Consider the following 22,250-nt stretch of genomic DNA (forward strand, 5'->3'; position numbering starts at 1 on the left):
CGCAGAGCGTCACTGGATGCATTCCCACGCAGAGCGTTGGAACGATCAGCCCGCGGGAATGATCTAGTCTTGGCAAGCCCCAGGGAGAGATCGCCATGTACCGCTTTTTCGAGCAACTCAGTTCTCGCATCGTCGCGCCGTTCATGGGCGAATCTTCACGCAACAGTAAAATCTGGCCGTGCCGCTGCGGCCAGTCACTGTTCTTTCGCAACAGCCAGTGCCTGGCCTGCAATGCGGCGCTGGGCTATCAGCCTGAAGAAAGTCGCATCACTTCATTGTCGCCCGGTCTGGAGGAGGGCACCTGGACGCTGGATGCCGATCCTGATGCCGGACTCTTTCGCCGCTGTGCCAACCTCGACACCCCCGCCGCCTGCAATTGGCTGCTTGCCGCCCATGTTGATGATGCCTTGTGCGTCGCCTGCAGCCTCAATCGCACTATTCCCGATCTGTCCGCCCCGGAAAATCCCGAGCGCTGGCGCAAAGTCGAAATCGCCAAGCGGCGCCTCGTCGCGCAATTGATCACCCTCGGCCTGCCGGTCATCCCGAAAAGCGTGGATGAAGACACCGGCCTGGCCTTCGACTTCATCGGCGTCGACCTTGAAGGCAACGCGCCGATGACCGGTCACGCCAACGGCCTGATCACCCTCGACATCAAAGAAGCCGACGACGCCCACCGTGAGCAGGTGCGGGCGGCGATGCATGAACCCTATCGCACGCTGCTCGGGCATTTCCGGCATGAGGTCGGGCATTACTATTGGGATCGGCTGATTGCCAACGGGCCGTGGCTCGAAGCCTTTCGCAGCCTGTTTGGCGATGAACGCGCCAGTTACGCCGAAGCGCTCGACCGTCACTACCAGCAGGGCGCGCCGCTAGACTGGCCGCAGCATTACGTCAGCGCCTACGCGACCATGCACCCGTGGGAAGACTGGGCGGAAACCTGGGCGCATTACCTGCACATGATGGACGCAGTGGACACAGCGTTGGGCTTCGGCATGAGTGCGCGGGAAATGGATTTCGACTACCAGCCGTTTCCGCCCAGCACCCTGTACGACCCACAGCACCCCGGCGGCGCGGCATTCCTGTCGTTCGTCAACGCGTGGATCGAGCTGGCGGGCATGCTCAACGAGTTATCGCGCAGCATGGGCCAGCCGGATTTCTACCCGTTCGTGCTGCCGGCGGCGGCGATTGCCAAGCTGCACTTCATCCATCTGGTGATCCAGCAGGCGGGCGGCAGGGCAGACGAGGTGCTCCAGGCGCAATAGCAAGTGCTTGAAGCCCTTCATATTTTTTATCTGAAACCAACGGTTGTAACTTCGCTTCAGATAGGTACAATGGCGCGGCTCGCCGACAGGTGAGTGTCGTTATGGTGACCCCATCGGTCCCCCCGCAACGATTACCCGTGAACCTGGTCAGAGCCGGAAGGCAGCAGCCACAGCGGGAACATTGTGTGCCGGGGTGTGGCTGGTGGGGTTACCACCTTAACGAACATCGAAGGCTTCAACAGAACTGCATGGGTTTCGCCCACTGCGGTTTTTTTATGCCTGCGATTTGAGGCTTCGCGCCAGCCCCTGTGGGAGCGAGCCTGCTCGCGAAGGCTGCATCCCCAATGCCTGTTCGGCCATCGTTGCGCAACAGTGGCATACTCCACCGTCTTGCTGCGCGCGTCGTTGACAAGTTCGCGCCCTGGCTACGAGGTTGTATGCACCCGGAACATCACGATTTATCCACCGCCGTTTATTTGCCCGTGACGGATGAAACCTGCACGAGCCTGTTGCAGCCCGAGGGCGCGAAAACCCTCGGCGAGCTGACGGATGCGCAACTGGCCGCGGTGCTGGTCATCCAGAATCTGGCCCAGGCGGCCGAAAAGGATCTCAACGCCGCAGCGGCGGAGAAGGTCCTGGCCAGGCTGATCGCGTGGGCGGTCGATGGCCGGGCAGGGTTATTGTCCGAGGCGCAGCGACTGTTCGATCCCCGCCAGTTGTACTTCGGGCTGAACGCCATCCGGCGACTGAACCTGCGGCTGCTGTTGGCCGACGAAGTCTCGGCGCAGGATTATCTGCTGCCCGATGGCAAATGGGATAACGAGTTCAAGACGCGCCACCACGCCGCCAACAATCCGTTCAGCCAACAGATGATCAGCCCCATCCAGCGCGAGCGCTGGCTGAGCGCTGCTCAAGACAAACTGGTCAGGACCTTCCGCGCCAATCTGGACGAAGACCTGCACGTGCAGGGCTACGCCGGGATCGGCAAGAGCCATCTGCTCGGGGCCTTGACCGAGTGCCTGGACCCCAGGAAAACCCTGCTGCTGGCGCGCACCCCGGAAAAACTCGCGACCCTCTGCCAGCGCATGGGCGTGACCGCTGACCGCAAGCCCGGCATCACCTTCGAAGCCTTCGCGCGCGGGCTGATTCACGGCCGCAAACCGCAGCCGGCAGGCGCGGGCGGCAGATTGGCGAGCAAGCAGAAGGTGGCGCAGGAGCTGAATATCCTCGGCTTTCGCGGCCATGATGGGCAACGCACCTTCAACGTTTGCCTGGAAACCCTCGAGCGCTACTGTCAGTCCCGGGACTACAGCCTGAGCGCCCAGCATCTGCCGTATTTCCAGCTGTCGTTGTCCAGTCTCGAATCCAAGGTGCTGCTGGAATATTCCAGCCGCGTCTGGACTTACCTCGAGGCCAACCCGGCATGGGGCCGACAGACTGGCTTCGAAGCATTGTTGTTGATCAAGCGCGCGGGTCTGGCCGGCTGCGTGGTGCCGCCTCGCTATACTCACGTGCTGATCGACGAGAGTCAGGACATTCCCGCCTCGCTGCTGCAGATCATCGAACGCGGCCGCCAGGTGCTGATCACCTTGGGCGATGAGTACCAGCACGCCAGCCGCGATCTGGTCAGAAGAAAGCGCGAAGTGCGCCAGAGCGATATCACCTATTCGGTCCGCTCGGGGCGTAACGTCGAGCGTCTGGTCAATCCGCTGATTTCCCGGCACTCGGAAAAGACCAAGGTGCCTTTCGAAGGCGCGCGCGAGGCGGACGTCGGTATCGAGTTTTATCCACAGGGCTTTGTGCCGCCTGAAGGTTGCGTGGTGCTGACGGCATCAGCGTGGGACACGATGCAGTGGGCCATGCAATTGCACGATGCCAATTGCCTGTTCAGCTTTGCCGACATGCAAGCACAGCGCGACCTCGAACACTTCATGACCACCGCCATCGAGCTGTTCAGGGTCGACTTCTACAGTGCCGAGCACAGCGAGAAGGGGCCGCATCGGTATTTCAGCGACTTGCCCGACTGGCATCAGGTGCGCGATGCCAATCAGTTCGACGAGGCGTTTCTGTGGGTCGAGGCCGAGTTGCAAAAGGGCTTCAAGGTGGCGGATCTGACCCGCCTGAACCGGATGATCGGTGGCCCCGGCAAAAGCTGTCTGCTGATGCAAGCGCAGGACGCGGGCGGCATGGAGTTCGACCGGGTGCTGCTGACGCCCGAGCTGCTGACCAACGTCAAGTTCAAGGACGCCTATGCGTTCGATGAGCGGATCTGCGCCGTGTACATCGCCATCTCCCGCGCCCGGCAACAGCTTTATCTGCCGTACGACGTGGTCGAATGGATCGAGTTTCACGACTACCAGAAATTCCGCGAGTCGCACGGCTACTGATTGCCTGGCGACAATCCCCTGTAGGAGTGAGCCTGCTCGCGATGGCGTCATATCAGTTGACATCAATGTCGGCTGAACCACCGCTATCGCGAGCAGGCTCACTCCTACAGGGGTTATGGGGTGTTTTCAGAGGATCCGGTATACAACCGAATAATGTCATCAATCTCCCCCGACATTTTCATCCGCAGCAACGTACGCAAGATCCGCTGCACCGGCAGCTGCGGGTCATTCCTCACGTAACAGCCGACATGCTGCTCCTGCAGCACCGCCACCCCGTGCAACTGCTGTCCGGGCAGCAGGCGCTGGTTGAACCAGTCCAGCGTCCATTGATTGCTTACGGCGTAGCGGTAACGGCCGGCCAGCAGTTTTTCCAGTACCTGATCCTGATTGCGTGCGTCTTCGCGCAGTAGTTTGTCGGCGTCGAACAGCGGTTGCAGGGTCGGGTAGGTGTAGCCGAGCACGGTGCCGATCGATTGGCGGGAGAGGTCGGCGGGATCGACATCGGGCGATTGATCCTGGCGGCTGATCAGCAGGTCGCGCTGGAACAGCAGCGGAATGCTCCAGAGGTAATCCCCGGACTGATTCGGCAGCCATGATTGTGCGGCATAGCAGCGCACATCGACTTCACCGCGCTCCATGGCGTTCTGTACCCGGGCGCGTGGCAGCACGTGAAATTCCGCCGGTACGCCGACCTGGGTCGCCAGGCTGAGCATCATGTCGTGGAGGATGCCCTGGGTGGGTCGGCCGCGTTCCAGCTGCACCATCGGCATCGCCCAGCTGTCGGCCACGACGAAGCGCAGCGGCGGTTCGGACGCGTTCACGCTCAGACTGATCGCCAATATTGCTCCCAAGGCCCAACGCATAAATGCTCCGATGAGTCCCGATCCCGAGCTGATATTTCCCCGCCAACAGCAGCTTAGCCAGATTAGACGAGCACACCGGATGCAATTTTGCCCTTGCTCCGCTAGCATTAGCCGCTTCAGCTTCCTTCGTTGCGACGGTTTTCGATGAGTTATCAGGTTCTTGCACGTAAATGGCGTCCGCGCTCGTTCCGCGAAATGGTCGGCCAGACCCATGTGCTCAAGGCTCTGATCAATGCCTTGGACAGCCAGCGGCTGCACCACGCCTACCTGTTCACCGGTACGCGCGGGGTCGGTAAGACCACCATTGCGCGGATCATTGCCAAATGCCTGAACTGTGAAACAGGTATCACTTCCAGCCCCTGCGGCGAGTGTTCGGTGTGTCGTGAAATCGATGAGGGCCGGTTCGTTGACCTGATCGAGATCGACGCCGCGAGCCGGACCAAGGTCGAAGACACCCGCGAACTGCTCGACAACGTGCAGTACGCCCCGAGCCGTGGGCGCTTCAAGGTCTACCTGATCGACGAAGTGCACATGCTCTCCAGCCATTCCTTCAATGCGCTGCTGAAAACCCTTGAAGAGCCGCCGCCGTACGTCAAGTTCATCCTGGCGACGACGGATCCGCAGAAACTTCCGGCAACGATTTTGTCGCGCTGCCTGCAGTTCTCCCTGAAGAACATGACGCCGGAGCGCGTGGTCGAGCATTTGACCCACGTGCTGACGGCCGAAAGCGTGCCGTTCGAAGACGACGCGCTGTGGCTGCTCGGTCGCGCCGCTGACGGTTCGATGCGGGACGCCATGAGTCTGACCGATCAGGCCATCGCCTTCGGTGAAGGCAAGGTTATGGCCACCGACGTGCGGGCGATGCTCGGCACGCTGGATCACGGTCAGGTCTATGACGTGCTGCATGCGTTGATCGAAGGCGATGCCAAAGCGTTGCTCGAAGCCGTGCGCCACCTGGCCGAGCAAGGCCCGGACTGGAACGGCGTGCTCTCGGAAATTCTCAACGTGTTGCACCGTGTCGCCATCGCCCAAGCGCTGCCGGAAGGCGTCGACAACGGCCATGGCGACCGTGATCGGGTGTTGGCGCTGGCTCAGGCGCTGCCGGCCGAAGATGTGCAGTTCTATTACCAGATGGGCCTGATCGGCCGCCGCGACTTGCCGCTGGCGCCGGATCCCCGTGGCGGTTTCGAAATGGTCCTGCTACGGATGCTGGCCTTCCGGCCGGCGGACACCGCGGACGCCCCGAGGCAACCGCTAAAGCCAGTGGGGATCAGCCAGGCCACAGTTGATTCCGCAAACTCAGTGGCTGCCGCGCCGAAGGTTGCGCCGGTAGTCGCTGCGGCTATTGCGCTGACGCCTGCACCGGTTGTTGCCCCAGCGCCAGTGGCGACCCCGGAACCCGTGCCTGCCGTGGTAGCTGAGTCCGCGCCTGCGCCAGAACCGCAGCCAGAGCCCGAGCCGGTCGTCGCCGAAGAGGTCGTCGATCTGCCGTGGAACGATCCGGTCGAACCCGAGCCAGAATCCGCGCAGCAACCGGCCGTCGAACCGGTGCTGGAAACCACCGCCGAGCAGCCCGAGTTGCCGCCGATGCCGCTGCCGACCCCGGACAGCGTCGTCCCGGAGGCACCTGAGTGGGCCGCTGCGCCGATTCCCGAGCCGTCGGTCGCCGACGTCGATGCCGCCACACCGGGCATGGACCTGGACGACGAGCCACCGCTGGACGAAGACTATATTGAGCCGGACATGGATTCGGCTTACAGCTACCTCGACGACCTGGCCAGTGAACACACCGCCGAGCCGGCTCCGGAACCCGAACCGGAGCCTGCCGCCGCACCGGCTACCGGTCTGGCGTTGCAATGGCTGGAAATGTTCCCGCAACTGCCGATCTCCGGCATGACCGGCAGCATCGCCGCCAACTGCACGCTGATCGCGGTCGATGGCGATCATTGGCTGATGCACCTGGACCCGGCGCACAGTGCGCTGTTCAACGCCACGCAACAGCGGCGCCTGAACGATGCGCTGAACCAGTTCCACGGCCGTCCGCTGACCTTGACCATCGAGCTGATCAAGCCCGAGCAGGAAACCCCGGCGCAGGCCGCGTCCCGCCGTCGGGCCAACCGTCAGCGCGAAGCGGAGGAATCGATCCACGGTGATCCGTTCATCCAGCAGATGGTTCAGCAGTTCGGTGCGGTCGTGCGACACGATACTATTGAACCTGTCGACGCTCTGGTCGCTCAGGGCTAATAACTGAAGGCGCTCGGCGTGCAATCGCCGGGCGCTGTTTTGATCCAAGTACTTTTGAGGTGATTCCCATGATGAAAGGTGGCATGGCCGGCCTGATGAAGCAGGCGCAGCAGATGCAGGAAAAAATGGCCAAGATGCAGGAAGAACTGGCCAACGCCGAAGTCATCGGCAAGGCCGGTGGCGATATGGTCACCGTGGTGATGACCGGTCGTCACGACGTGAAAAGCGTCAGCATCGACCCAAGCCTGGTTGAAGGCCTGAGCGAAGACGACAAGGAAATGCTGGAAGCCGTGGTCGCCGCCGCCGTCAACGACGCCGTGCGCAAGATCGAAGCCAACAGTCAGGAAAAAATGGGCAGCATGACCGCCGGCATGAACCTGCCAGCGGGTATGAAACTGCCATTCTGATTCGCCATTGCGCGGCAGATGAGCTACACAAAATGCCAGGCATCGCGCCTGGCATTTTTGTTTTTGGCATTGAGCTCCTGCGGTGTTTGACAGATTGCTATCGCGAGCAGGCTCACTCCTACAGTTGAAATGCGTTCCTCTGTAGGAGTGAGCCTGCTCGCGATCAATCCAACTCGGTCCACCTGAAGAAACATCGAACCCGCTACCGCCACAAAGGTCTGCTCCCTATACCGCTGAATTCCCCCATTCACAGGAGACGCTGACATGTCCGACCCTCTGACCCTCAATCAACGCTTCGTCCTGGCCTCGCGCCCGGTTGGTGCGCCGACCCCGGAAAATTTCCGTCTGGAGCGCGAAGCGTTGCCGGACCTCGAAGACGGTCAGGTGTTGCTGAAAACCCTGTACCTGTCGCTCGACCCGTACATGCGCGGGCGCATGAGTGACGCGCCGTCCTACGCCGCGCCGGTACAGATCGGCGAAGTGATGACCGGTGGAGCTGTCAGCCGTGTCGAAGATTCGCGTCATCCAAAATTCCACCAGGGTGATCTGGTGGTCGGCCTCACCGGTTGGCAGAGCCACAGCATCAGCGACGGGCGCAACATCATTCCGATCCCGTCCGGCCTGCCGAGCCCGTCAATGGCCCTCGGTGTGCTGGGCATGCCGGGGATGACTGCGTACATGGGCCTGATCGACATTGGTCAGCCGAAGGAGGGCGAAACTCTCGTCGTTGCCGCTGCGTCCGGCGCGGTTGGCTCGGTGGTCGGTCAGGTGGCGAAAATCAAGGGCCTGCGCGCCGTCGGTGTGGCCGGCGGCGCCGACAAATGCCAATACGTGGTTGAGGCGCTGGGTTTTGATGCCTGCATCGATCACAAGGCGCCGGACTTTGCCGAACAACTGGCCAAGGCTTGCCCGAAAGGCATCGACATCTATTTCGAGAACGTCGGCGGGCACGTATTCGATGCCGTGGTGCCGCTGCTCAACCCCAAGGCACGGATTCCACTGTGTGGGCTGATTGCCGGCTACAACGCTTCTGAAGCGCCGAAAGGCCCGGATCGTCTGCCGATGCTGCAACGCACGCTGCTGACCAAGCGCGTGCGCATTCAGGGCTTCATCGTGTTTGATGACTATGGTGATCGTCAGCCGGAGTTCATCAGTCACATGGTGCCGTGGGTGCGCGATGGCAAGGTGAAGTTCCGCGAGGACGTGGTGGAAGGCCTGGAGCAGGCCCCCGAGGCGTTTATCGGTCTGCTGGAGGGGCGCAACTTCGGCAAACTGGTGGTGAAGGTCGCCCAGGACTGAGCATTTGACGCTGGCCGGAGGCGCGGGTATAAACCGCGTCTCGTTGTTTTGTCGGACTTTTTACCCATGAGCTTCAGCCCTTTGATTCGCCAACTGATCGACGCCCTGCGAACCTTGCCGGGCGTGGGTCAGAAAACCGCCCAGCGCATGGCGTTGCAGTTGCTCGAGCGTGATCGCAGCGGCGGCACGCGCCTGGCGCAAGCCTTGAGCCAGGCCATGGAAGGGGTCGGTCATTGCCGTCAGTGCCGCACGCTGACCGAAGACGATCTGTGCCCACAATGCGCCGATCCCCGCCGCGACGACACGCTGCTGTGCGTGGTGGAAGGGCCGATGGACGTGTATGCGGTGGAGCAGACCGGTTTCCGTGGCCGCTACTTCGTGCTCAAGGGCCATCTGTCGCCGCTCGACGGTCTGGGGCCTGAGGCGATTGGTATTCCGCAGTTGATGACGCGGATTGAAGAGGCGGGCACCTTTACCGAAGTCATCCTCGCCACCAATCCGACGGTGGAAGGTGAGGCCACGGCGCATTACATCGCTCAGCTTCTCGCCAACAAAGGCCTGATCGCCTCGCGTATTGCCCACGGCGTGCCGCTGGGCGGTGAGCTGGAGCTGGTGGATGGCGGGACGCTGGCGCATTCGTTTGCCGGGCGTAAACCGATTTCCCTCTGAGTTATAGGGTGTCTGAACAGACGCCTTCGCGAGCAAGCCCGCTCCCACAGTTGATCGCGTTCATTCAGATTGAATGCGGTCCAATGTGGGAGCGGGCTTGCTCGCGAATGGGCCTCCCTCGGTTCATCTGATTCGCACAATTGTATTGAAAACCAAGCAAGCGCTCGGTTAACGTCGGCGAACCCTTCGATGGAGCTCGCCCATGCCTGCCTTCCAGGAATACTTCGATCCCAGCCACCAAATGGTCCGCGACAGCGTCAGGCGCTTCGTCGAACGCGAGATCCTGCCGGACATCGATGGGTGGGAAGAAGCCGAAAGCTTCCCTCGCGAGCTGTACCTGAAAGCCGGGGCAGCGGGGATTCTCGGCATCGGTTATCCCCAAGCGCTGGGCGGCAGCCACGAAGGTGATCTGTTCGCCAAGATCGCCGCCAGTGAAGAGTTGATGCGCTGCGGCTCCGGCGGCCTGGTGGCCGGGTTGGGTTCGCTGGATATCGGTCTGCCACCGATCGTCAAATGGGCACGGCCCGAAGTGCGCGAGCGTGTCGTCCCGCCAGTACTCAGCGGCGAGAAAATCAGCGCCCTGGCGGTCACCGAACCCGGCGGCGGCTCGGACGTCGCCAACCTGCAAACCCGCGCTGTGCGTGACGGCGATGTCTATCGGGTCAGCGGCAGCAAGACCTTCATCACCAGCGGCGTGCGCGCCGACTTCTACACCGTCGCGGTGCGCACTGGCGCGCCGGGTTTCGGCGGCATCAGCCTGTTGCTGATCGAGAAGGGCACCCCGGGCTTCAGCGTAGGCCGCCAGTTGAAGAAGATGGGCTGGTGGGCCTCGGACACCGCTGAACTGTTCTTCGACGACTGCCGGGTGCCTGTGGGCAATCTGATCGGTGCCGAAAACATGGGCTTCGCCTGCATCATGGGCAATTTCCAGAGCGAACGGCTGGCGCTGGCGCTAATGGCCAACATGACCTCACAGCTGGCGCTTGAAGAGGCCCTGAACTGGGCGCGCGAGCGTGAGGCGTTCGGCAAACCGATCGGCAAATTCCAGGTGATCAAGCATCGGCTGGCCGAAATGGCCACGGCGCTGGAAGTGTCGCGGGAGTTCACCTACCGGCAGGCGGCGAAGATGGCGGCGGGGCAGAGCGTGATCAAGGAGATTTCAATGGCCAAGAACGTTGCCACAGACACCTCGGACCGGATCACCAGCGATGCGGTGCAGATTCTCGGTGGGCTGGGTTACATGCGCGAGAGTCTGGTGGAGCGGCTGTATCGGGATAATCGCATTCTGTCGATTGGCGGCGGGACGCGGGAAGTGATGAACGAGATCATCAGCAAGCAGATGGGGCTTTAGGTTTTGCAGTGAGGCTACTGGCCTCATCGTGAGCAGGCTCACTCCTACAGGGGAACGCATTCCAAACGGTAGGAGTGAGCCTGCTCGCGATGGCGGCCTGAAGGACGACGCTTATTGTTCTGCGAGAGAAAACTGCGTCAGGCAGAACGTCGGGATGCCCATGTCTTCAAGACGCTGCGACCCACCCAGCTCCGGCAGATCAATGATCGCCGCTGCCTCATGCACCCGCGCACCCATGCGGCGGATCAGGTTGGCGGCTGCGATCAGCGTACCGCCAGTGGCGATCAAATCATCGAACATCACTACCGAATCGCCTTCACACAGGCTGTCGGCGTGCACTTCCAGGAACGCTTCGCCGTACTCGGTCGCGTAACCCTCGGCCAGCACGTCCGCCGGCAGTTTGCCTTGCTTGCGGAACAGTACGAGTGGCTTGTTCAACTGGTAGGCCAGCACCGAACCGATCAGGAAACCGCGCGCATCCATCGCGCCGATGTGGGTGAAGTCGGCTTCCACATAGCGGTGGGCGAAGCTGTCCATCACCAGGCGCATGGCCTTCGGCGATTGAAACAACGGGGTGATGTCGCGAAAGATCACGCCCGGTTTCGGGAAGTCGATCACGGGGCGGATCAGGGATTTGATGTCGAAGGAGTCGAAGACCATCGTCGAGGTGTCCTGGCAGGGCTGCAAACGGCGCAGTATACCCGCGGCTGAATCGCTTCGCTCAACCGCGGATCGAGATCAGCCTTCGAGTGAGCCGCCGGCCAGGGCGCAGAGCTGGATCGGATCGAGGATGTGGATCTCCTTGCCCTCGGCGGCAATCAGTTCGTTCTGCTGGAAGCGCGTGAACACCCGGGACACGGTTTCCACCGCGAGGCCCAGGTAGTTGCCGATTTCGTTACGCGACATGCTCAGGCGGAACTGGTTGGCCGAGAACCCGCGAGCGCGGAAACGGGCCGACAGGTTGACCAGGAACGTGGCGATGCGCTCATCGGCGGTTTTCTTCGACAACAGCAGCATCATTTGCTGGTCGTCACGGATTTCGCGGCTCATCACGCGCATCAACTGACGGCGCAACTGTGGCAGTTGCAGGGCCAGTTCGTCGAGGCGTTCGAACGGAATTTCGCAGACCGAAGTGGTTTCCAGGGCCTGGGCCGATACCGGGTGTTTTTCGGTGTCCATGCCAGACAGACCGACCAGTTCGCTCGGCAGGTGGAACCCGGTGAGCTGCTCTTCGCCGGAATCGCTCAGGCTGAAGGTCTTGAGGGCGCCGGAGCGTACTGCATAAACGGAATCGAAGGTGTCACCCTGGCGGAACAGGAACTCGCCTTTTTTCAGCGGGCGGCCACGTTTAACGATTTCGTCCAGCGCATCCATGTCTTCCAGATTCAGAGAAAGTGGCAGGCAGAGAGGGGCCAGGCTGCAATCCTTGCAATGGGCCTGGTTATGAGCGCGCAGTTTGACTGGCTCGGACATTTCTTAAATCCTTGTGGGAAAACACACATAAGACGTAAGGGTAACCCACGGGAGGACATTCAGGCCAGTCCATGGCGACTTTGTCCCACGGGCGTAAAGCCGCAGTGCAAGTGGCCGATAAAGGGGTATCACCACGTAGGCAAGGAACCGCTTCGATGGCCGCCATTGACACGCTGAACCCCGGTAACAGTGGCGTTGCGTCTGTGCCGAACACCGCCAAGGCTGGCACCGGCGCTGAGCACAATGCCGACACGTCGCTGTTGGCAACCCCGACCTTGGTCGAGGGCGTCAAAGTGTCGCTGTCCAATGCCTCCATCGAAAAAGCCTTCAGCGCCGGGGGCGAGAACAGCGACATCGAAGACAGCGGCTTGCCCGAGAACGTCCAGCAATTGCTGAAGATGATCCGCAAACTGCAAAAAGAGATCGCCGAGAAGAAAGCCCGGATGGCCGCGGTCATGGCCGACAGGCGGCTGTCCAACGAAGAAAAGGTCAACATGCTCGCCGCGCTGCGCGGTGCCATCGCCGCGTTGAACACAGGCCTGATCAGCGCCAATCTTGCCCTGTCCAAAGTCATGGATCAGTCCGGTCTTTCCACCGAGCAAAACCTCAAGCTTGGCTCACTGCTGACAAAGAACTAGATCACCCGCGAGAAACGCTGACGGTTCTGCTGTTCCAGATACGCGTCAAACACCATGCACACCGAACGTACCAGCAGGCGTCCGGCCGGCAGTACTTCAATTCTTTCGCGATCCAGCGTGATCAGGCCATCGTTGGCCATGCCTTGCAGTTGTGGCCACAGCGCGCCGAAATAACCCTGAAAATCGATGTTGAACGCTTGCTCGATCGCGGCGAACTCGAGGCTGAAAGTGCAGATCAGTTGCTGGATCACCGCGCGGCGCAGGCGGTCGTCGGCGTTGCACACCAGGCCCCGACTGGTCGCCAGTTGCGCGGCGGCGAGGGTGTTCTGGTATTGGTTGAGGTCACTGCTGTTCTGGCAGTACAGGTCACCGATCTGGCTGATCGCCGACACCCCAAGCCCAATCAAGTCGCAATGCCCGTGCGTGGTATAGCCTTGAAAGTTGCGTTGCAGGGTCTGTTCTTCCTGAGCAATCGCCAGCTCATCGTCGGGCAGGGCGAAGTGATCCATGCCGATGTAGCGGTAACCGGCGGCGGTCAGTTGTTCGATGGTGCGCTGGAGCATTTCCAGTTTTTGCGCCGGGCTCGGCAGCTCGTTGCTGTTGATCCGCCGCTGTGGCATGAAGCGCTCTGGCAGGTGCGCATAGTTGAACACTGAGAGCCGGTCCGGTTGCAGGCTGATGACTTCGTCGACGGTGTGCGCGAAGTTCTCCGGCGTCTGCTTCGGCAGGCCGTAGATCAGGTCGATGTTGATCGATCGAAATTGCAGGGTGCGCGCCGCGTCGATCACCGCGCGGGTTTCTTCCAGACTTTGCAGGCGATTGACTGCGCGTTGCACCGCCGGATCGAGGTCCTGCAGGCCGATGCTGACCCGGTTGAACCCCAGCTCACGCAACAGGCCCATGGTCGACCAGTCGGCCTCGCGCGGGTCGATCTCGATGCCGTAGTCACCGGAATCGTCATCCAGCAGATTGAAGTGCTTGCGCAGGTGCGCCATCAACTGCCGCAATTCGTCGTGGCTGAGGAAGGTTGGGGTGCCACCGCCGAAGTGCAGTTGCTCGACCTTCTGCGCCGGTTCCAGGTGGCAGGCAATCAACTGGATTTCCTGCTCCAGCCGTTGCAGATACGGCTGTGCACGGCCGCGATCCTTGGTGATGACTTTGTTGCAGGCGCAGTAGTAGCAAATGTTCGCGCAGAACGGCACGTGCACATACAGCGATAAGGGGCGCAGTGCTTTGCGGCTGTCGCGCAGGGCATGGAACAGGTCGAAGGTGCCGACCTGACTGTTGAATTGCATGGCCGTCGGGTACGAGGTGTAGCGCGGCCCCGCCAGGTCGTAGCGGCGGATCAGATCAGTGTCCCAACGAATGGCGTCGAGCATGCGGGCATTCCCCGGATAGGCTGGCAGTGTGGCGAGTCTAGGGGAGGGCGCGCGGGGGCATCTTGATTTGCATCAACGGCTGCGGGTAGTGACTGCTTTGTGGTGAGGGGATTTATTGTGGTGAGGGGATTTAGCGAAACGTCGCACCGACCCGATCGACTGCGAAGCAGTCGTAAACCTGTTTGCACTGTATGAATGGAGGAATGCAGGGGAGCGCTTCGCACCCCATCGGGGATAAATCCCCTCACCACAATGGATCTTCTCAGGGCTTTGATCGGGTCAGTGACCCATCAACCAATGCTGATGCGGGCCGGGCAAGGTCCAGATCCCGAACAGAATCACCAGCAAGCCACCGGCCATGCGCACGCTGCGCTTGCGCAACAGCGCGGTCACCCGCTCGGCGGCAAGACCGGTGGCGAGCAAAACCGGCCAGGTCCCCAAGCCGAACGCGAGCATCAACAACGCACTGTCCAGCGCATTGCCCTGGCTCGCCGACCACAGCAGCGTGCTGTAAACCAGTCCGCACGGCAGCCAGCCCCACAGCGCACCGAGCAACAGGGCGCGCGGCAGACTCGACACCGGCAGCAAACGGTTGGCCACCGGCTGGATGTAACGCCACAAGCCACGGCCGAGGCTTTCGATGCGGGTCAGGCCGCTCCACCAGCCGGCCAGATACAGGCCCATGGCGATCAGCAGCAACCCGGCGAGGATGCGCATGAACATCGCTGCCGGGCTGTTCGCCACCGCCCAGCCGGCCAGGCCGATCAGCAGGCCGGCAGCGGCGTAACTGAGGATGCGTCCGAGGTTGTACGCCAGCAGCAAGCGAAAACGCCGGCTGCGCTGCTCCTTGGGAATCGCCAGGGTCAGCGCGCCCATCAGACCGCCGCACATGCCCAGACAATGACCGCCGCCGAGCAGGCCGAGGATCAGGGCCGAAACCAGCAGGGGCGCCAGCTCAAGCATGGGGTGGCGCCTTGTCCTGCGGTTTGTCGGACTTGGCTTCGTCCACGGCAGCGGTGTGGTTCGGGTCCTGATCATCGAACAGGATGCTGTGGGCCGGGCCGTCGAGGTCGTCGTACTGACCGCTGTCCACCGCCCAGAAGAAGATGTACACGGCGATGGCCACGATCAGCAGGGCAGCGGGGATCATCACGTAAAGGGCTGGCATCGGTACTCCAGGCTCGCGCGGCTCAAGCCGGCAACGGGCGGGTTTCTGAACGGATGCCTACGACCGGCGCACTCGGCAGACGAGTCAGGCGCAGGGCGTTGAGCACCACGGTCAACGAACTGATCGACATGCCGACTGCGGCCCATACCGGGGTGATCCAGCCGAGGGCGGCGAACGGCAACATGAGGCCATTGTACAGCGCCGCCCACAGCAGGTTCTCGATGATTACCCGGCGGGTGCGCCGTGCCAGTGTGAAGGCCTGCACCAGTGCGTCGAGGCGATTGGACAGCAGCACCGCATCGGCACTGGTTTTCGCCAGGTCGGTGGCCGAACCCATGGCCACGCTGATGTCGGCAGCGGCCAGCACCGGCACGTCGTTCACGCCGTCGCCGAGCATCAGCACTTTGCGCCCTTGGGCGTGCAGTTGTTGCAGCACGTGCAGTTTGTCATCCGGACGCAGACCGCCACGGGCCTCATCAATGCCCAGTTCGGCGGCAACACTGGCAACCATCGGCGAGCTGTCGCCGGACAACAGTAATGTGCGCCAGCCACGGGCCTTGCACGCGGCGAGCAGGGCAGGGGCATCGTCGCGCAGGCGGTCGTCGAGGATGAACCACGCCAATGGCCCGTGATCGTTTCCGAGCAGCAGCCATTGGCCCGGCTCATTCGGCATCGCCGGCACAGGTGAACCGCTGAGGTCGCAGACGAATTCTGCCTGACCGATGCGCAAGCGCTGCACGCCGACCAGTCCTTCGAGGCCAAGCCCCGGCGTGCTGTGCACCTCTTCGGCGGCCAGCGGTGCGCGGCCGAAGGCGCGGGCAATCGGGTGTTCGGAACGGTTTTCCAGCGCGGCGGCGAGGCTCAGGCATTGATCACTGTTCAACGTGCCCAGCGGGCGAATCGAACGCAGCACCAGGCGTCCCTCGGTGAGGGTGCCGGTCTTGTCGAAAATCACCGTGTCGATCTGGTTCAGGCCTTCCAGCACATGGCCGCGTGTCAACAGCAGGCCGAGTTTGTGCAAGGTGCCGGTGGCGGCGGTCAACGCCGTTGGGGTTGCCAGCGACAGCGCGCAAGGGCAGGTCGCGACCAGCATCGCCAGGACGATCCAGAACGCCCGCGACGAATCCAGCTCCCACCACAACAGGCCGATGGCCGCCGCGGCAATCAGTGACAACAGCAAGAACCATTGCGCGGCCCGGTCGGCGATTTCCGCCAGTCGCGGTTTTTCCGCCTGAGCGCGATCGAGCAGGCGGACGATGGCGGACAGGCGTGTGTCCTGACCCAGCGCCTGGACTTCGACGGTCAGCGCGCCTTCGACATTCAATGTGCCGGCGGTCACCGCGTCACCCGTGATACGTGGCTGTGGCAGGTATTCGCCGGTGAGCAGCGATTCGTCGATGCTTGACTGGCCGTCGAGGATCTTGCCATCCGCTGGCAGAATCGCACCGGGCTGCACCAGCACCCGGTCGCCGAGGCGCAATTCGCTGAGCAGAATGCGTTCGCTCTGGCCGTCGGCATCCAGTCGCAGGCATGAGGCCGGCAGCAGATTGACCAGTTGTGCTGTCGCGGCGGCGGTACGCTCGCGAGCGCGGCGCTCCAGATAACGCCCGGCGAGCAGGAACAGCGCAAACATGCCGACCGCATCGAAATACAGCTCGCCGACGCCGGTAATCGAGGTCCAGATCCCGGCGATGTAGGCGCTGCCGATCGCCAGCGACACCGAAACGTCCATGGTCAGGTGACGGGTGCGCAGGTCGCGCATCGCGCCTTTGAAAAACGGTGCGCAGCTGTAGAACACGATCGGCGTGGTGAGGAATAGCGCGACCCAGCGCAGGATCGTGTGCAGCTCGGGGCTGAGGTCGATGTTGAATTCCGGCCAGGTGGCCATGGTCGCCATCATCGCCTGGAACCACAGCAATCCGGCGACGCCGAGCTGGCGCAGGGCCAGACGGTTTTCGCTGGCCAGTTGTTCGCTGGCGCGGTCGGCCTGATACGGGTGGGCGGCGTAACCGATGTGGCGCAGCTCGGCGAGGATCTGGCTCAGCGGCAATTGCGCGTCGGCCCAACGCACGTGCAGGCGATGGTTGGACAGGTTCAAGCGCGCCTCGGCCACCGCCGGCAGGGTGCGAAGGTGTTTCTCGATCAGCCAGCCGCAGGCGGCGCAACTGATGCCTTCCATCAGCAGAGTGGTTTCGGCCAGCTCACCTTCGTGACGCACGAACGGCTTTTGCACGTCGGCGCGATCGTACAGCGCCAGTTCATCGGTCAGTTGCACCGGCAGTGCTTTGGGGTTGGCCGAGGCTTCGCTGCGGTGTTGGTAATAGCTTTCCAGGCCACCGGCGACAATGGCTTCGGCCACGGCCTGGCAGCCCGGGCAGCAGAACTCGCGGGATTGCCCGAGTACGACAGCGGTGAAGCGGCTGCCGGGCGGGACGGGCAGGGCGCAGTGGTAGCAGGGGAGTGGGGTGGTCATCAGAGACATCTATGTTGTCGGCAAGGGCCTCTTCGCGAGCAGGCTCGCTCCCACATTTGATTTGCGCTGTTCACACAACCTGTGGGAGCGAGCCTGCTCGCGAATGCGCGAAGCGCGGGTTTTATTTATCCAGGTCTTCCGCGCCCTGCAGCGGTTCATCACCCAGCAGCAGATCCTTGTCATGGCTGACCTGTTCTTCTTCGAACATGCGCCATACGTGGTCATCCTGAGTGCCCAGCAGCTCGACAAAGCGGCGGCCTTCAACCTTGTCGCCCAACTGGCCGATGTAGCGGCCGGTTTCGGTTTCGCTGCGGGTCAGGACGATCTTGCGATCCTTCTCCGGCTGGGTCGGCGAGATCAGGTTCAGCTCCAGGGTCTTCGGCTGACTGTCGCCGCTCAGGCGCAGGTCGACTTCGCCAGTGACGTCATCCAGGTGCACGTTGGCGCGCATTTTCAGGTTCTGCGCCAGCAGCTCGCGATCCAGTGAGCGGTTGATGCCCTTGCCGGCTTCGTAGTAGTTGTCGTTGACCAGATTGTCCGGGTTGTTCACCGCAATGGTCACCATCGACAGGGTCAGGGTCACCGAACAGGCCAGAATCCCGATGATGATCCATGGCCAAAGGTGCTTGTACCAAGGGCTTGCGGCGTTTGCTGCGGGCATGTTCAGTTCTCTCAACGGGTTTGTGGGCCGATGAATCGGCTCTTGGCTTCAACGTGGACGCTGTCATCGTCGGCATCCTTGAGGAGGAATTTCACCTCGTTGGTGCTCGACGGCAATTGTTCCGGCGCGCTCGACAACTCCACTGGCATGCTGAAGATCTCACCGGCCGGGACCTTGATCTCGCGCTTGCCCAGCAGGCGCAGGTCCGGCAGGCCGGAGGCTTCCAGCACGTAGGTGTGGTCGCGCTGATCCTTGTTCATGATCTTCAGGCTGTAGACGTTTTCGATCCGGCCCTCGGCGTTCTCGCGGTACAGTACGCGGTCCTTGCTGACGTCGAAACCGACCAGCGAGCGCATGAAGAACGCGGTTACCAACAGGCTGATCATCGCCAGCAGCACCACTGCATAGCCGATCAGGCGTGGCCGAAGTTTATGGGTTTTCTGGCCCGAGAGGTTGTGTTCGGTGGTGTAGCTGATCAGCCCGCGCGGGTAATCCATCTTGTCCATGATCGCGTCGCAGGCGTCGATGCAGGCGGCGCAGCCGATGCACTCGATCTGCAGGCCGTCACGAATGTCGATGCCGGTCGGGCACACCTGGACGCACATGGTGCAGTCGATGCAGTCGCCCAGGCCCTGAGCTTTGTAATCGACGCCTTTCTTGCGCGGGCCACGGCTTTCGCCGCGACGCGGATCGTAGGAAACGATCAGGGTGTCCTTGTCGAACATCACGCTCTGGAAGCGTGCGTACGGGCACATGTAGATGCACACCTGTTCGCGCAGCCAGCCGGCGTTGCCGTAGGTGGCGAGCGTGAAGAAACCGACCCAGAAGTACGACCAGCCATCGGCCTGGCCGGTGAAGAACTCGAACACCAGTTCGCGGATTGGCGAGAAGTAACCGACGAAGGTCATGCCGGTGACGAAGCCGATCAGCAGCCACAACGAATGCTTGGCGGCTTTGCGCAGGAATTTGTTGGCGCTCATTGGCGCCTTGTCGAGCTTGATGCGCTGGTTGCGGTCGCCTTCGGTGACTTTTTCGCACCACATGAAAATCCACGTCCACACGCTTTGCGGACAGGTGTAGCCGCACCAGACCCGCCCGGCATACACGGTGATGAAGAACAGGCCGAACGCAGCAATGATCAGCAGGCCCGAGAGCAGGATGAAGTCCTGCGGCCAGAAAGTCGCGCCGAAGATGAAGAACTTGCGTTCCGGCAGGTTCCACCACACCGCTTGATGGCCACCCCAGTTGAGCCAGACCGTACCGAAATACAACAGGAACAGCGCGGCGCCGCCCATCATCCGCAGATTGCGGAACAGACCGGTGAAAGCGCGGGTGTAGATTTTTTCTCGAGAGGCGTAAAGGTCGACGCTGTTGTTCGCGTTTTTGCTGGGTGGAGTGACGTCGTGTACCGGAATCTGGTTGCTCATCATTGCATCCCACGGCAGTGGAAAAATGCCTCGGTCGATACGTGCCGACCGCGGTCAGAAAGGGGTGTTGCAGTGGCGCAATGATACGCCGGTCGCTCTGGCTCAAGGGTGCGACCTTTGGTCGCGTTGGGGAAAAAACGTTATTGGTGTAGCGAATGCAGCAAAGCCTGATGCAGATCAATTGACTTGTTGAGTATGGACAGTTTTGGCGCGCTCGCTCACTCATTGTTCCCACGGGTTGATCAGGGCGACGCCGCTCGACTGGAAGTCACCGACATTGCGAGTGACGACCGTGAGCCCGTGCACCAAGGCTGTGGCGGCGATCAACGCATCGCTTTGATTGGCCTGGTCGGGCACATGCAGGCTGGCACAACGCAGTGCCACTGCGGCATCAACCGGCAGGATTCGTGCTTCGAATGCCGGCATGACGTGGCGCGTCAGCCAGCTGCGTAGCAGTTTTCCCTGAGCGGGATCACGCCGCTCCATTCGCAGCACTCCGGTTTCCAGTTCTTTCAAGGTAATGGCGGAAATGTACAGGCGTGGTGCGATGACGCTTTTGGCCCAACTGACGACATTGGCATCTGCTTGCGGCTTGCGAAGTTCGGATATCACATTGGTGTCGAGTAAATACATCAGGACAGATCCACGGGACGATGAGTGATGACTGCGCGCTCGGTTTCGAAATCGATGTCGGCAGCCTCCGGCATGACCAGCAAATCGACGATGCTCGTGTTTGCGCCGCTCAGTTTCTGATATTCCTCGATGCTCAACAGGACATGAGAGGCCTTGCCACGGTCGGTGATGATCACTGGACCCAGACGCGCAGCCTTTTTGGCGCTGCTGGTGTCCTGATTGAATTCACGGCTGGAGATGGTGGTGATTGCCATCATGGTGGACCTCTCGCAATACAGATGTAGCAACGTTACTACTTTGCCTTCGGCGCGGCAATCGGGGAGGACGGGGCCCCGCCCTCCGTTAGTCGGTCCATCACTGGCATGAGTCGAGACGGCCTCACAGAGGGCTGGTGCCATCTCGGGTTGACACAGAACTGATTTCAAGGCTCAGGGCAGCCTGCCGCCACCGAGGCTGTCGAGACTGCCGGTGTTTCTGTGGGGTTTTGGGGGGCTTGCGGAATCGGCTTGCAGCGATGCGCCCAGGGCCAGTGCGACGGATTCCAAGGGGGGCTCCCATGACTCGCACGTGTGATCGGCATGAGCGAGATTCTGCTCATCTGGCAGTCGGGTCTTGTCGTCATTCAGCATGGCGGCTTCATCCTTGAAGTTGTTCCGATGCAGATCATCGGGCTGTGGAAGACCCTACAGAGCATGGTGAGTCGAGTCCATCAGGCATGTGTCTCAAAGTATTAATTTCAACGGCTGTACCCATGTTGTAGAAATATCATTAGTTAATTCAATGGTTTTGGTTTTTTAGTGTTTTCGAATAGCTTGATGTCTGTTCTGCAACGCATCGGTTGCAGGTTCATGTTTTGATAATTAACCGAATGATGGAATGTTATGAAGAACAAGGAAGTTAAAAAGCTTTTCGCTTGTCTGTGCCTGTTATCGTTGAGCTCATTTGCCGCTGCCAATGAAGGTGTTCCGCAGCACATGGTATTTGCCTCGGACCCGCAATACCCGTGGACGGAAAAATCGGACAGTGGTGAAGATGAATCGAGCGCGAGCTTCGAAAAACGCTCGAAATGGCTGGTGGAAAGCCAGTTCGAGAGTATTGCGCAGTTTCGCAGCGAGATGGGCGGGCAGGCTGCCGTGCCATTAATGATCAATGGCGACATGACCGCGTTCGGGCATGGCTGGCAGCGCTCATATATCAGGTCGATGTTGAACAAGTATTTTGGTGACAACGTTCTCTATGGACTGGGTAATCATGATTATCAGAATAATGTGAACGACTGTTTTAGTGAAAGTTGCGCGGCAGGCAGTATTGTCGATTATCGTGATCATCACGTTGATAAAGTCGATGAGTTCGATCTTGAAGTGACCGGCAGTCTTTTTAATAAGCACTACTTGGGCAGCCTGGCTTATTCAAAAAACATTGGCGAGGTACATCTGGTACAGCTGAACAATGAGCCGACTTACCAGGTGAAGATTTCCCACGCCTTGAATCCGACCACGTTCGATATCAGGCAGTCGCTGGATTGGCTGGAGAATGATTTGCGAACGGCGCGGGCTCAGGGCTACGCGATCATTATCAACATGCACAAACCCTATGACTGGGCGGGCAGTTGGGATCAGGAAAAGCGCTTTCGCGAAATGATCGAAAAGTATCAGGTGACGGCGATGTTCGCCGGCCATTTCCATACCGACGGCGGCAGCAAGACTTACATGGGCAGCGTGCCGATGTTCCTCAGCGGTGCGGCTTCACAGGAGACGTACCTGACCGCCAGTTTTTCCAAGGATCGCAAGCAACTGGAGGTGAGTCTGGTCGAGGGCAACCAGTGGCGCAAACGCACGCCGGTCGCCACGGTGCCGGTGAAGTCGATCTTTGCCAGTCGACCATGAAAAAGCCCCCGACAGATCACTGACGGGGGC

Annotated in this window: 21 protein-coding genes and 1 other RNA gene; 11 read left to right on the forward strand and 11 right to left on the reverse strand. The window is 61.0% G+C overall.

Annotated elements, in window-relative coordinates:
- The first annotated feature begins 95 nt into the window (after positions 1-95).
- The 3 genes from PseAD21_RS23275 (at position 96) to PseAD21_RS23285 (ending at position 3,649) form a co-directional block, all read left to right on the forward strand.
- Positions 96-1,262: a putative zinc-binding metallopeptidase gene (locus PseAD21_RS23275; protein ID WP_102358113.1), complete on the forward strand. Its 1,167-nt coding sequence runs from the start codon at positions 96-98 to the stop codon at positions 1,260-1,262.
- 111 nt (positions 1,263-1,373) lie between these two features.
- Positions 1,374-1,470, forward strand: an RNA gene (gene ffs / locus PseAD21_RS23280) — signal recognition particle sRNA small type.
- 229 nt (positions 1,471-1,699) lie between these two features.
- A complete protein-coding gene (locus tag PseAD21_RS23285; protein ID WP_102358114.1) occupies positions 1,700-3,649 on the forward strand; it encodes a hypothetical protein in 1,950 nt (649 codons plus the stop codon).
- Positions 3,650-3,762: 113 nt separating this feature from the next.
- On the opposite strand, the gene PseAD21_RS23295 is transcribed toward PseAD21_RS23285, so the two are convergent.
- Positions 3,763-4,512: an ABC transporter substrate-binding protein gene (locus PseAD21_RS23295; protein ID WP_102358116.1), complete on the reverse strand. Its 750-nt coding sequence runs from the start codon at positions 4,510-4,512 to the stop codon at positions 3,763-3,765.
- Positions 4,513-4,656: 144 nt separating this feature from the next.
- Here PseAD21_RS23295 and dnaX point away from each other — a divergent pair, with 144 nt between their 5' ends.
- The 5 genes from dnaX to PseAD21_RS23320 all read left to right on the forward strand — a co-directional run bounded on the left by dnaX (position 4,657) and on the right by PseAD21_RS23320 (position 10,482).
- A complete protein-coding gene (dnaX, locus tag PseAD21_RS23300) occupies positions 4,657-6,756 on the forward strand; it encodes a DNA polymerase III subunit gamma/tau (protein ID WP_102358117.1) in 2,100 nt (699 codons plus the stop codon).
- A 68-nt stretch (positions 6,757-6,824) separates the two neighbouring features.
- Entirely contained in the window at positions 6,825-7,163 is a 339-nt protein-coding gene (locus PseAD21_RS23305) for a YbaB/EbfC family nucleoid-associated protein (protein WP_102358119.1), read from the forward strand.
- A gap of 264 nt (positions 7,164-7,427) precedes the next feature.
- Complete coding sequence (locus PseAD21_RS23310; protein ID WP_102358120.1) at positions 7,428-8,462, forward strand: NADP-dependent oxidoreductase; 1,035 nt, start codon at positions 7,428-7,430, stop codon at positions 8,460-8,462.
- Positions 8,463-8,528: 66 nt separating this feature from the next.
- Complete coding sequence (gene recR / locus PseAD21_RS23315; RefSeq protein ID WP_102358122.1) at positions 8,529-9,131, forward strand: recombination mediator RecR; 603 nt, start codon at positions 8,529-8,531, stop codon at positions 9,129-9,131.
- A gap of 202 nt (positions 9,132-9,333) precedes the next feature.
- Complete coding sequence (locus PseAD21_RS23320) at positions 9,334-10,482, forward strand: acyl-CoA dehydrogenase family protein (RefSeq protein WP_102358123.1); 1,149 nt, start codon at positions 9,334-9,336, stop codon at positions 10,480-10,482.
- Positions 10,483-10,593: 111 nt separating this feature from the next.
- Here the strand turns inward: PseAD21_RS23320 and PseAD21_RS23325 are convergent, their stop codons facing one another.
- Both PseAD21_RS23325 and fnr read right to left on the reverse strand, forming a co-directional pair.
- The gene (locus PseAD21_RS23325; protein ID WP_102358125.1) at positions 10,594-11,142 is read right to left on the reverse strand and encodes an adenine phosphoribosyltransferase; all 549 of its coding nucleotides are present in this window, start codon (positions 11,140-11,142) and stop codon (positions 10,594-10,596) included.
- 78 nt (positions 11,143-11,220) lie between these two features.
- Positions 11,221-11,955 (reverse strand): fumarate/nitrate reduction transcriptional regulator Fnr, encoded by a 735-nt coding sequence (fnr, locus tag PseAD21_RS23330; protein ID WP_003223347.1) that lies wholly within the window; start codon positions 11,953-11,955, stop codon positions 11,221-11,223.
- Positions 11,956-12,110: 155 nt separating this feature from the next.
- Between fnr and PseAD21_RS23335 the strand changes: the two genes are divergently transcribed.
- Complete coding sequence (locus tag PseAD21_RS23335; protein ID WP_102358126.1) at positions 12,111-12,593, forward strand: hypothetical protein; 483 nt, start codon at positions 12,111-12,113, stop codon at positions 12,591-12,593.
- Here the strand turns inward: PseAD21_RS23335 and hemN are convergent.
- The 8 genes from hemN to PseAD21_RS23375 all read right to left on the reverse strand — a co-directional run bounded on the left by hemN (position 12,590) and on the right by PseAD21_RS23375 (position 20,588).
- On the reverse strand, positions 12,590-13,972 hold the full coding sequence (hemN, locus tag PseAD21_RS23340; protein ID WP_102358128.1) for an oxygen-independent coproporphyrinogen III oxidase: 1,383 nt from the start codon (positions 13,970-13,972) through the stop codon (positions 12,590-12,592). The genes PseAD21_RS23335 and hemN overlap by 4 nt on opposite strands.
- 279 nt (positions 13,973-14,251) lie before the next feature.
- Complete coding sequence (locus PseAD21_RS23345) at positions 14,252-14,935, reverse strand: sulfite exporter TauE/SafE family protein (protein ID WP_102358129.1); 684 nt, start codon at positions 14,933-14,935, stop codon at positions 14,252-14,254.
- Positions 14,928-15,140 (reverse strand): cbb3-type cytochrome oxidase assembly protein CcoS, encoded by a 213-nt coding sequence (gene ccoS, locus PseAD21_RS23350; RefSeq protein ID WP_025110359.1) that lies wholly within the window; start codon positions 15,138-15,140, stop codon positions 14,928-14,930. Before ccoS ends, PseAD21_RS23345 begins: the two co-directional genes overlap by 8 nt.
- A 22-nt stretch (positions 15,141-15,162) precedes the next feature.
- Positions 15,163-17,613, reverse strand: a complete 2,451-nt coding sequence (locus PseAD21_RS23355; RefSeq protein ID WP_102358131.1) for a heavy metal translocating P-type ATPase — start codon at positions 17,611-17,613, stop codon at positions 15,163-15,165.
- A gap of 121 nt (positions 17,614-17,734) precedes the next feature.
- Positions 17,735-18,274 carry a FixH family protein gene (locus tag PseAD21_RS23360; RefSeq protein WP_102358132.1) on the reverse strand — a complete coding sequence of 180 codons (540 nt, stop codon included), beginning with the start codon at positions 18,272-18,274 and terminating at the stop codon, positions 17,735-17,737.
- A gap of 11 nt (positions 18,275-18,285) precedes the next feature.
- On the reverse strand, positions 18,286-19,701 hold the full coding sequence (gene ccoG / locus PseAD21_RS23365) for a cytochrome c oxidase accessory protein CcoG (protein WP_102358134.1): 1,416 nt from the start codon (positions 19,699-19,701) through the stop codon (positions 18,286-18,288).
- A gap of 222 nt (positions 19,702-19,923) precedes the next feature.
- Positions 19,924-20,334, reverse strand: coding sequence for a type II toxin-antitoxin system VapC family toxin (locus PseAD21_RS23370; protein WP_102358135.1), 411 nt, complete (start codon positions 20,332-20,334; stop codon positions 19,924-19,926).
- Entirely contained in the window at positions 20,334-20,588 is a 255-nt protein-coding gene (locus PseAD21_RS23375) for a type II toxin-antitoxin system Phd/YefM family antitoxin (protein WP_178082156.1), read from the reverse strand. The genes PseAD21_RS23370 and PseAD21_RS23375 overlap by 1 nt, the downstream gene beginning before the upstream one ends.
- A 324-nt stretch (positions 20,589-20,912) precedes the next feature.
- On the opposite strand from PseAD21_RS23375, the gene PseAD21_RS29685 reads away from it, so the two are divergent.
- Together PseAD21_RS29685 and PseAD21_RS23385 are read left to right on the forward strand one after the other, a co-directional pair.
- On the forward strand, positions 20,913-21,068 hold the full coding sequence (locus PseAD21_RS29685) for a hypothetical protein (RefSeq protein ID WP_158242607.1): 156 nt from the start codon (positions 20,913-20,915) through the stop codon (positions 21,066-21,068).
- Between the two features lie 147 nt (positions 21,069-21,215).
- Positions 21,216-22,220: a metallophosphoesterase gene (locus PseAD21_RS23385; RefSeq protein WP_102358139.1), complete on the forward strand. Its 1,005-nt coding sequence runs from the start codon at positions 21,216-21,218 to the stop codon at positions 22,218-22,220.
- The last annotated feature ends 30 nt before the right edge of the window (positions 22,221-22,250 follow it).

Origin of the sequence: Pseudomonas sp. AD21, from assembly GCF_002878485.1 — a bacterium.
GTDB lineage: Bacteria > Pseudomonadota > Gammaproteobacteria > Pseudomonadales > Pseudomonadaceae > Aquipseudomonas.

Excerpts from the sequence above, each read along its gene's own strand:
- PseAD21_RS23355 (WP_102358131.1), bottom strand. The coding sequence starts at position 17,613 with ATGACCACCCCACTCCCCTGCTACCACTGCGCCCTGCCCGTCCCGCCC.
- PseAD21_RS23345 (WP_102358129.1), bottom strand. The coding sequence starts at position 14,935 with ATGCTTGAGCTGGCGCCCCTGCTGGTTTCGGCCCTGATCCTCGGCCTG.
- PseAD21_RS23320 (WP_102358123.1), top strand. The coding sequence starts at position 9,334 with ATGCCTGCCTTCCAGGAATACTTCGATCCCAGCCACCAAATGGTCCGC.
- fnr (WP_003223347.1), bottom strand. The coding sequence starts at position 11,955 with ATGTCCGAGCCAGTCAAACTGCGCGCTCATAACCAGGCCCATTGCAAG.
- PseAD21_RS23335 (WP_102358126.1), top strand. The coding sequence starts at position 12,111 with ATGGCCGCCATTGACACGCTGAACCCCGGTAACAGTGGCGTTGCGTCT.
- PseAD21_RS23285 (WP_102358114.1), top strand. The coding sequence starts at position 1,700 with ATGCACCCGGAACATCACGATTTATCCACCGCCGTTTATTTGCCCGTG.
- PseAD21_RS23325 (WP_102358125.1), bottom strand. The coding sequence starts at position 11,142 with ATGGTCTTCGACTCCTTCGACATCAAATCCCTGATCCGCCCCGTGATC.
- PseAD21_RS23295 (WP_102358116.1), bottom strand. The coding sequence starts at position 4,512 with ATGCGTTGGGCCTTGGGAGCAATATTGGCGATCAGTCTGAGCGTGAAC.
- ccoG (WP_102358134.1), bottom strand. The coding sequence starts at position 19,701 with ATGAGCAACCAGATTCCGGTACACGACGTCACTCCACCCAGCAAAAAC.
- PseAD21_RS23375 (WP_178082156.1), bottom strand. The coding sequence starts at position 20,588 with ATGGCAATCACCACCATCTCCAGCCGTGAATTCAATCAGGACACCAGC.
- PseAD21_RS23305 (WP_102358119.1), top strand. The coding sequence starts at position 6,825 with ATGATGAAAGGTGGCATGGCCGGCCTGATGAAGCAGGCGCAGCAGATG.
- hemN (WP_102358128.1), bottom strand. The coding sequence starts at position 13,972 with ATGCTCGACGCCATTCGTTGGGACACTGATCTGATCCGCCGCTACGAC.
- PseAD21_RS29685 (WP_158242607.1), top strand. The coding sequence starts at position 20,913 with ATGAGCGAGATTCTGCTCATCTGGCAGTCGGGTCTTGTCGTCATTCAG.
- dnaX (WP_102358117.1), top strand. The coding sequence starts at position 4,657 with ATGAGTTATCAGGTTCTTGCACGTAAATGGCGTCCGCGCTCGTTCCGC.
- ccoS (WP_025110359.1), bottom strand. The coding sequence starts at position 15,140 with ATGCCAGCCCTTTACGTGATGATCCCCGCTGCCCTGCTGATCGTGGCC.
- PseAD21_RS23385 (WP_102358139.1), top strand. The coding sequence starts at position 21,216 with ATGAAGAACAAGGAAGTTAAAAAGCTTTTCGCTTGTCTGTGCCTGTTA.
- recR (WP_102358122.1), top strand. The coding sequence starts at position 8,529 with ATGAGCTTCAGCCCTTTGATTCGCCAACTGATCGACGCCCTGCGAACC.
- PseAD21_RS23360 (WP_102358132.1), bottom strand. The coding sequence starts at position 18,274 with ATGCCCGCAGCAAACGCCGCAAGCCCTTGGTACAAGCACCTTTGGCCA.
- PseAD21_RS23370 (WP_102358135.1), bottom strand. The coding sequence starts at position 20,334 with ATGTATTTACTCGACACCAATGTGATATCCGAACTTCGCAAGCCGCAA.
- PseAD21_RS23275 (WP_102358113.1), top strand. The coding sequence starts at position 96 with ATGTACCGCTTTTTCGAGCAACTCAGTTCTCGCATCGTCGCGCCGTTC.
- PseAD21_RS23310 (WP_102358120.1), top strand. The coding sequence starts at position 7,428 with ATGTCCGACCCTCTGACCCTCAATCAACGCTTCGTCCTGGCCTCGCGC.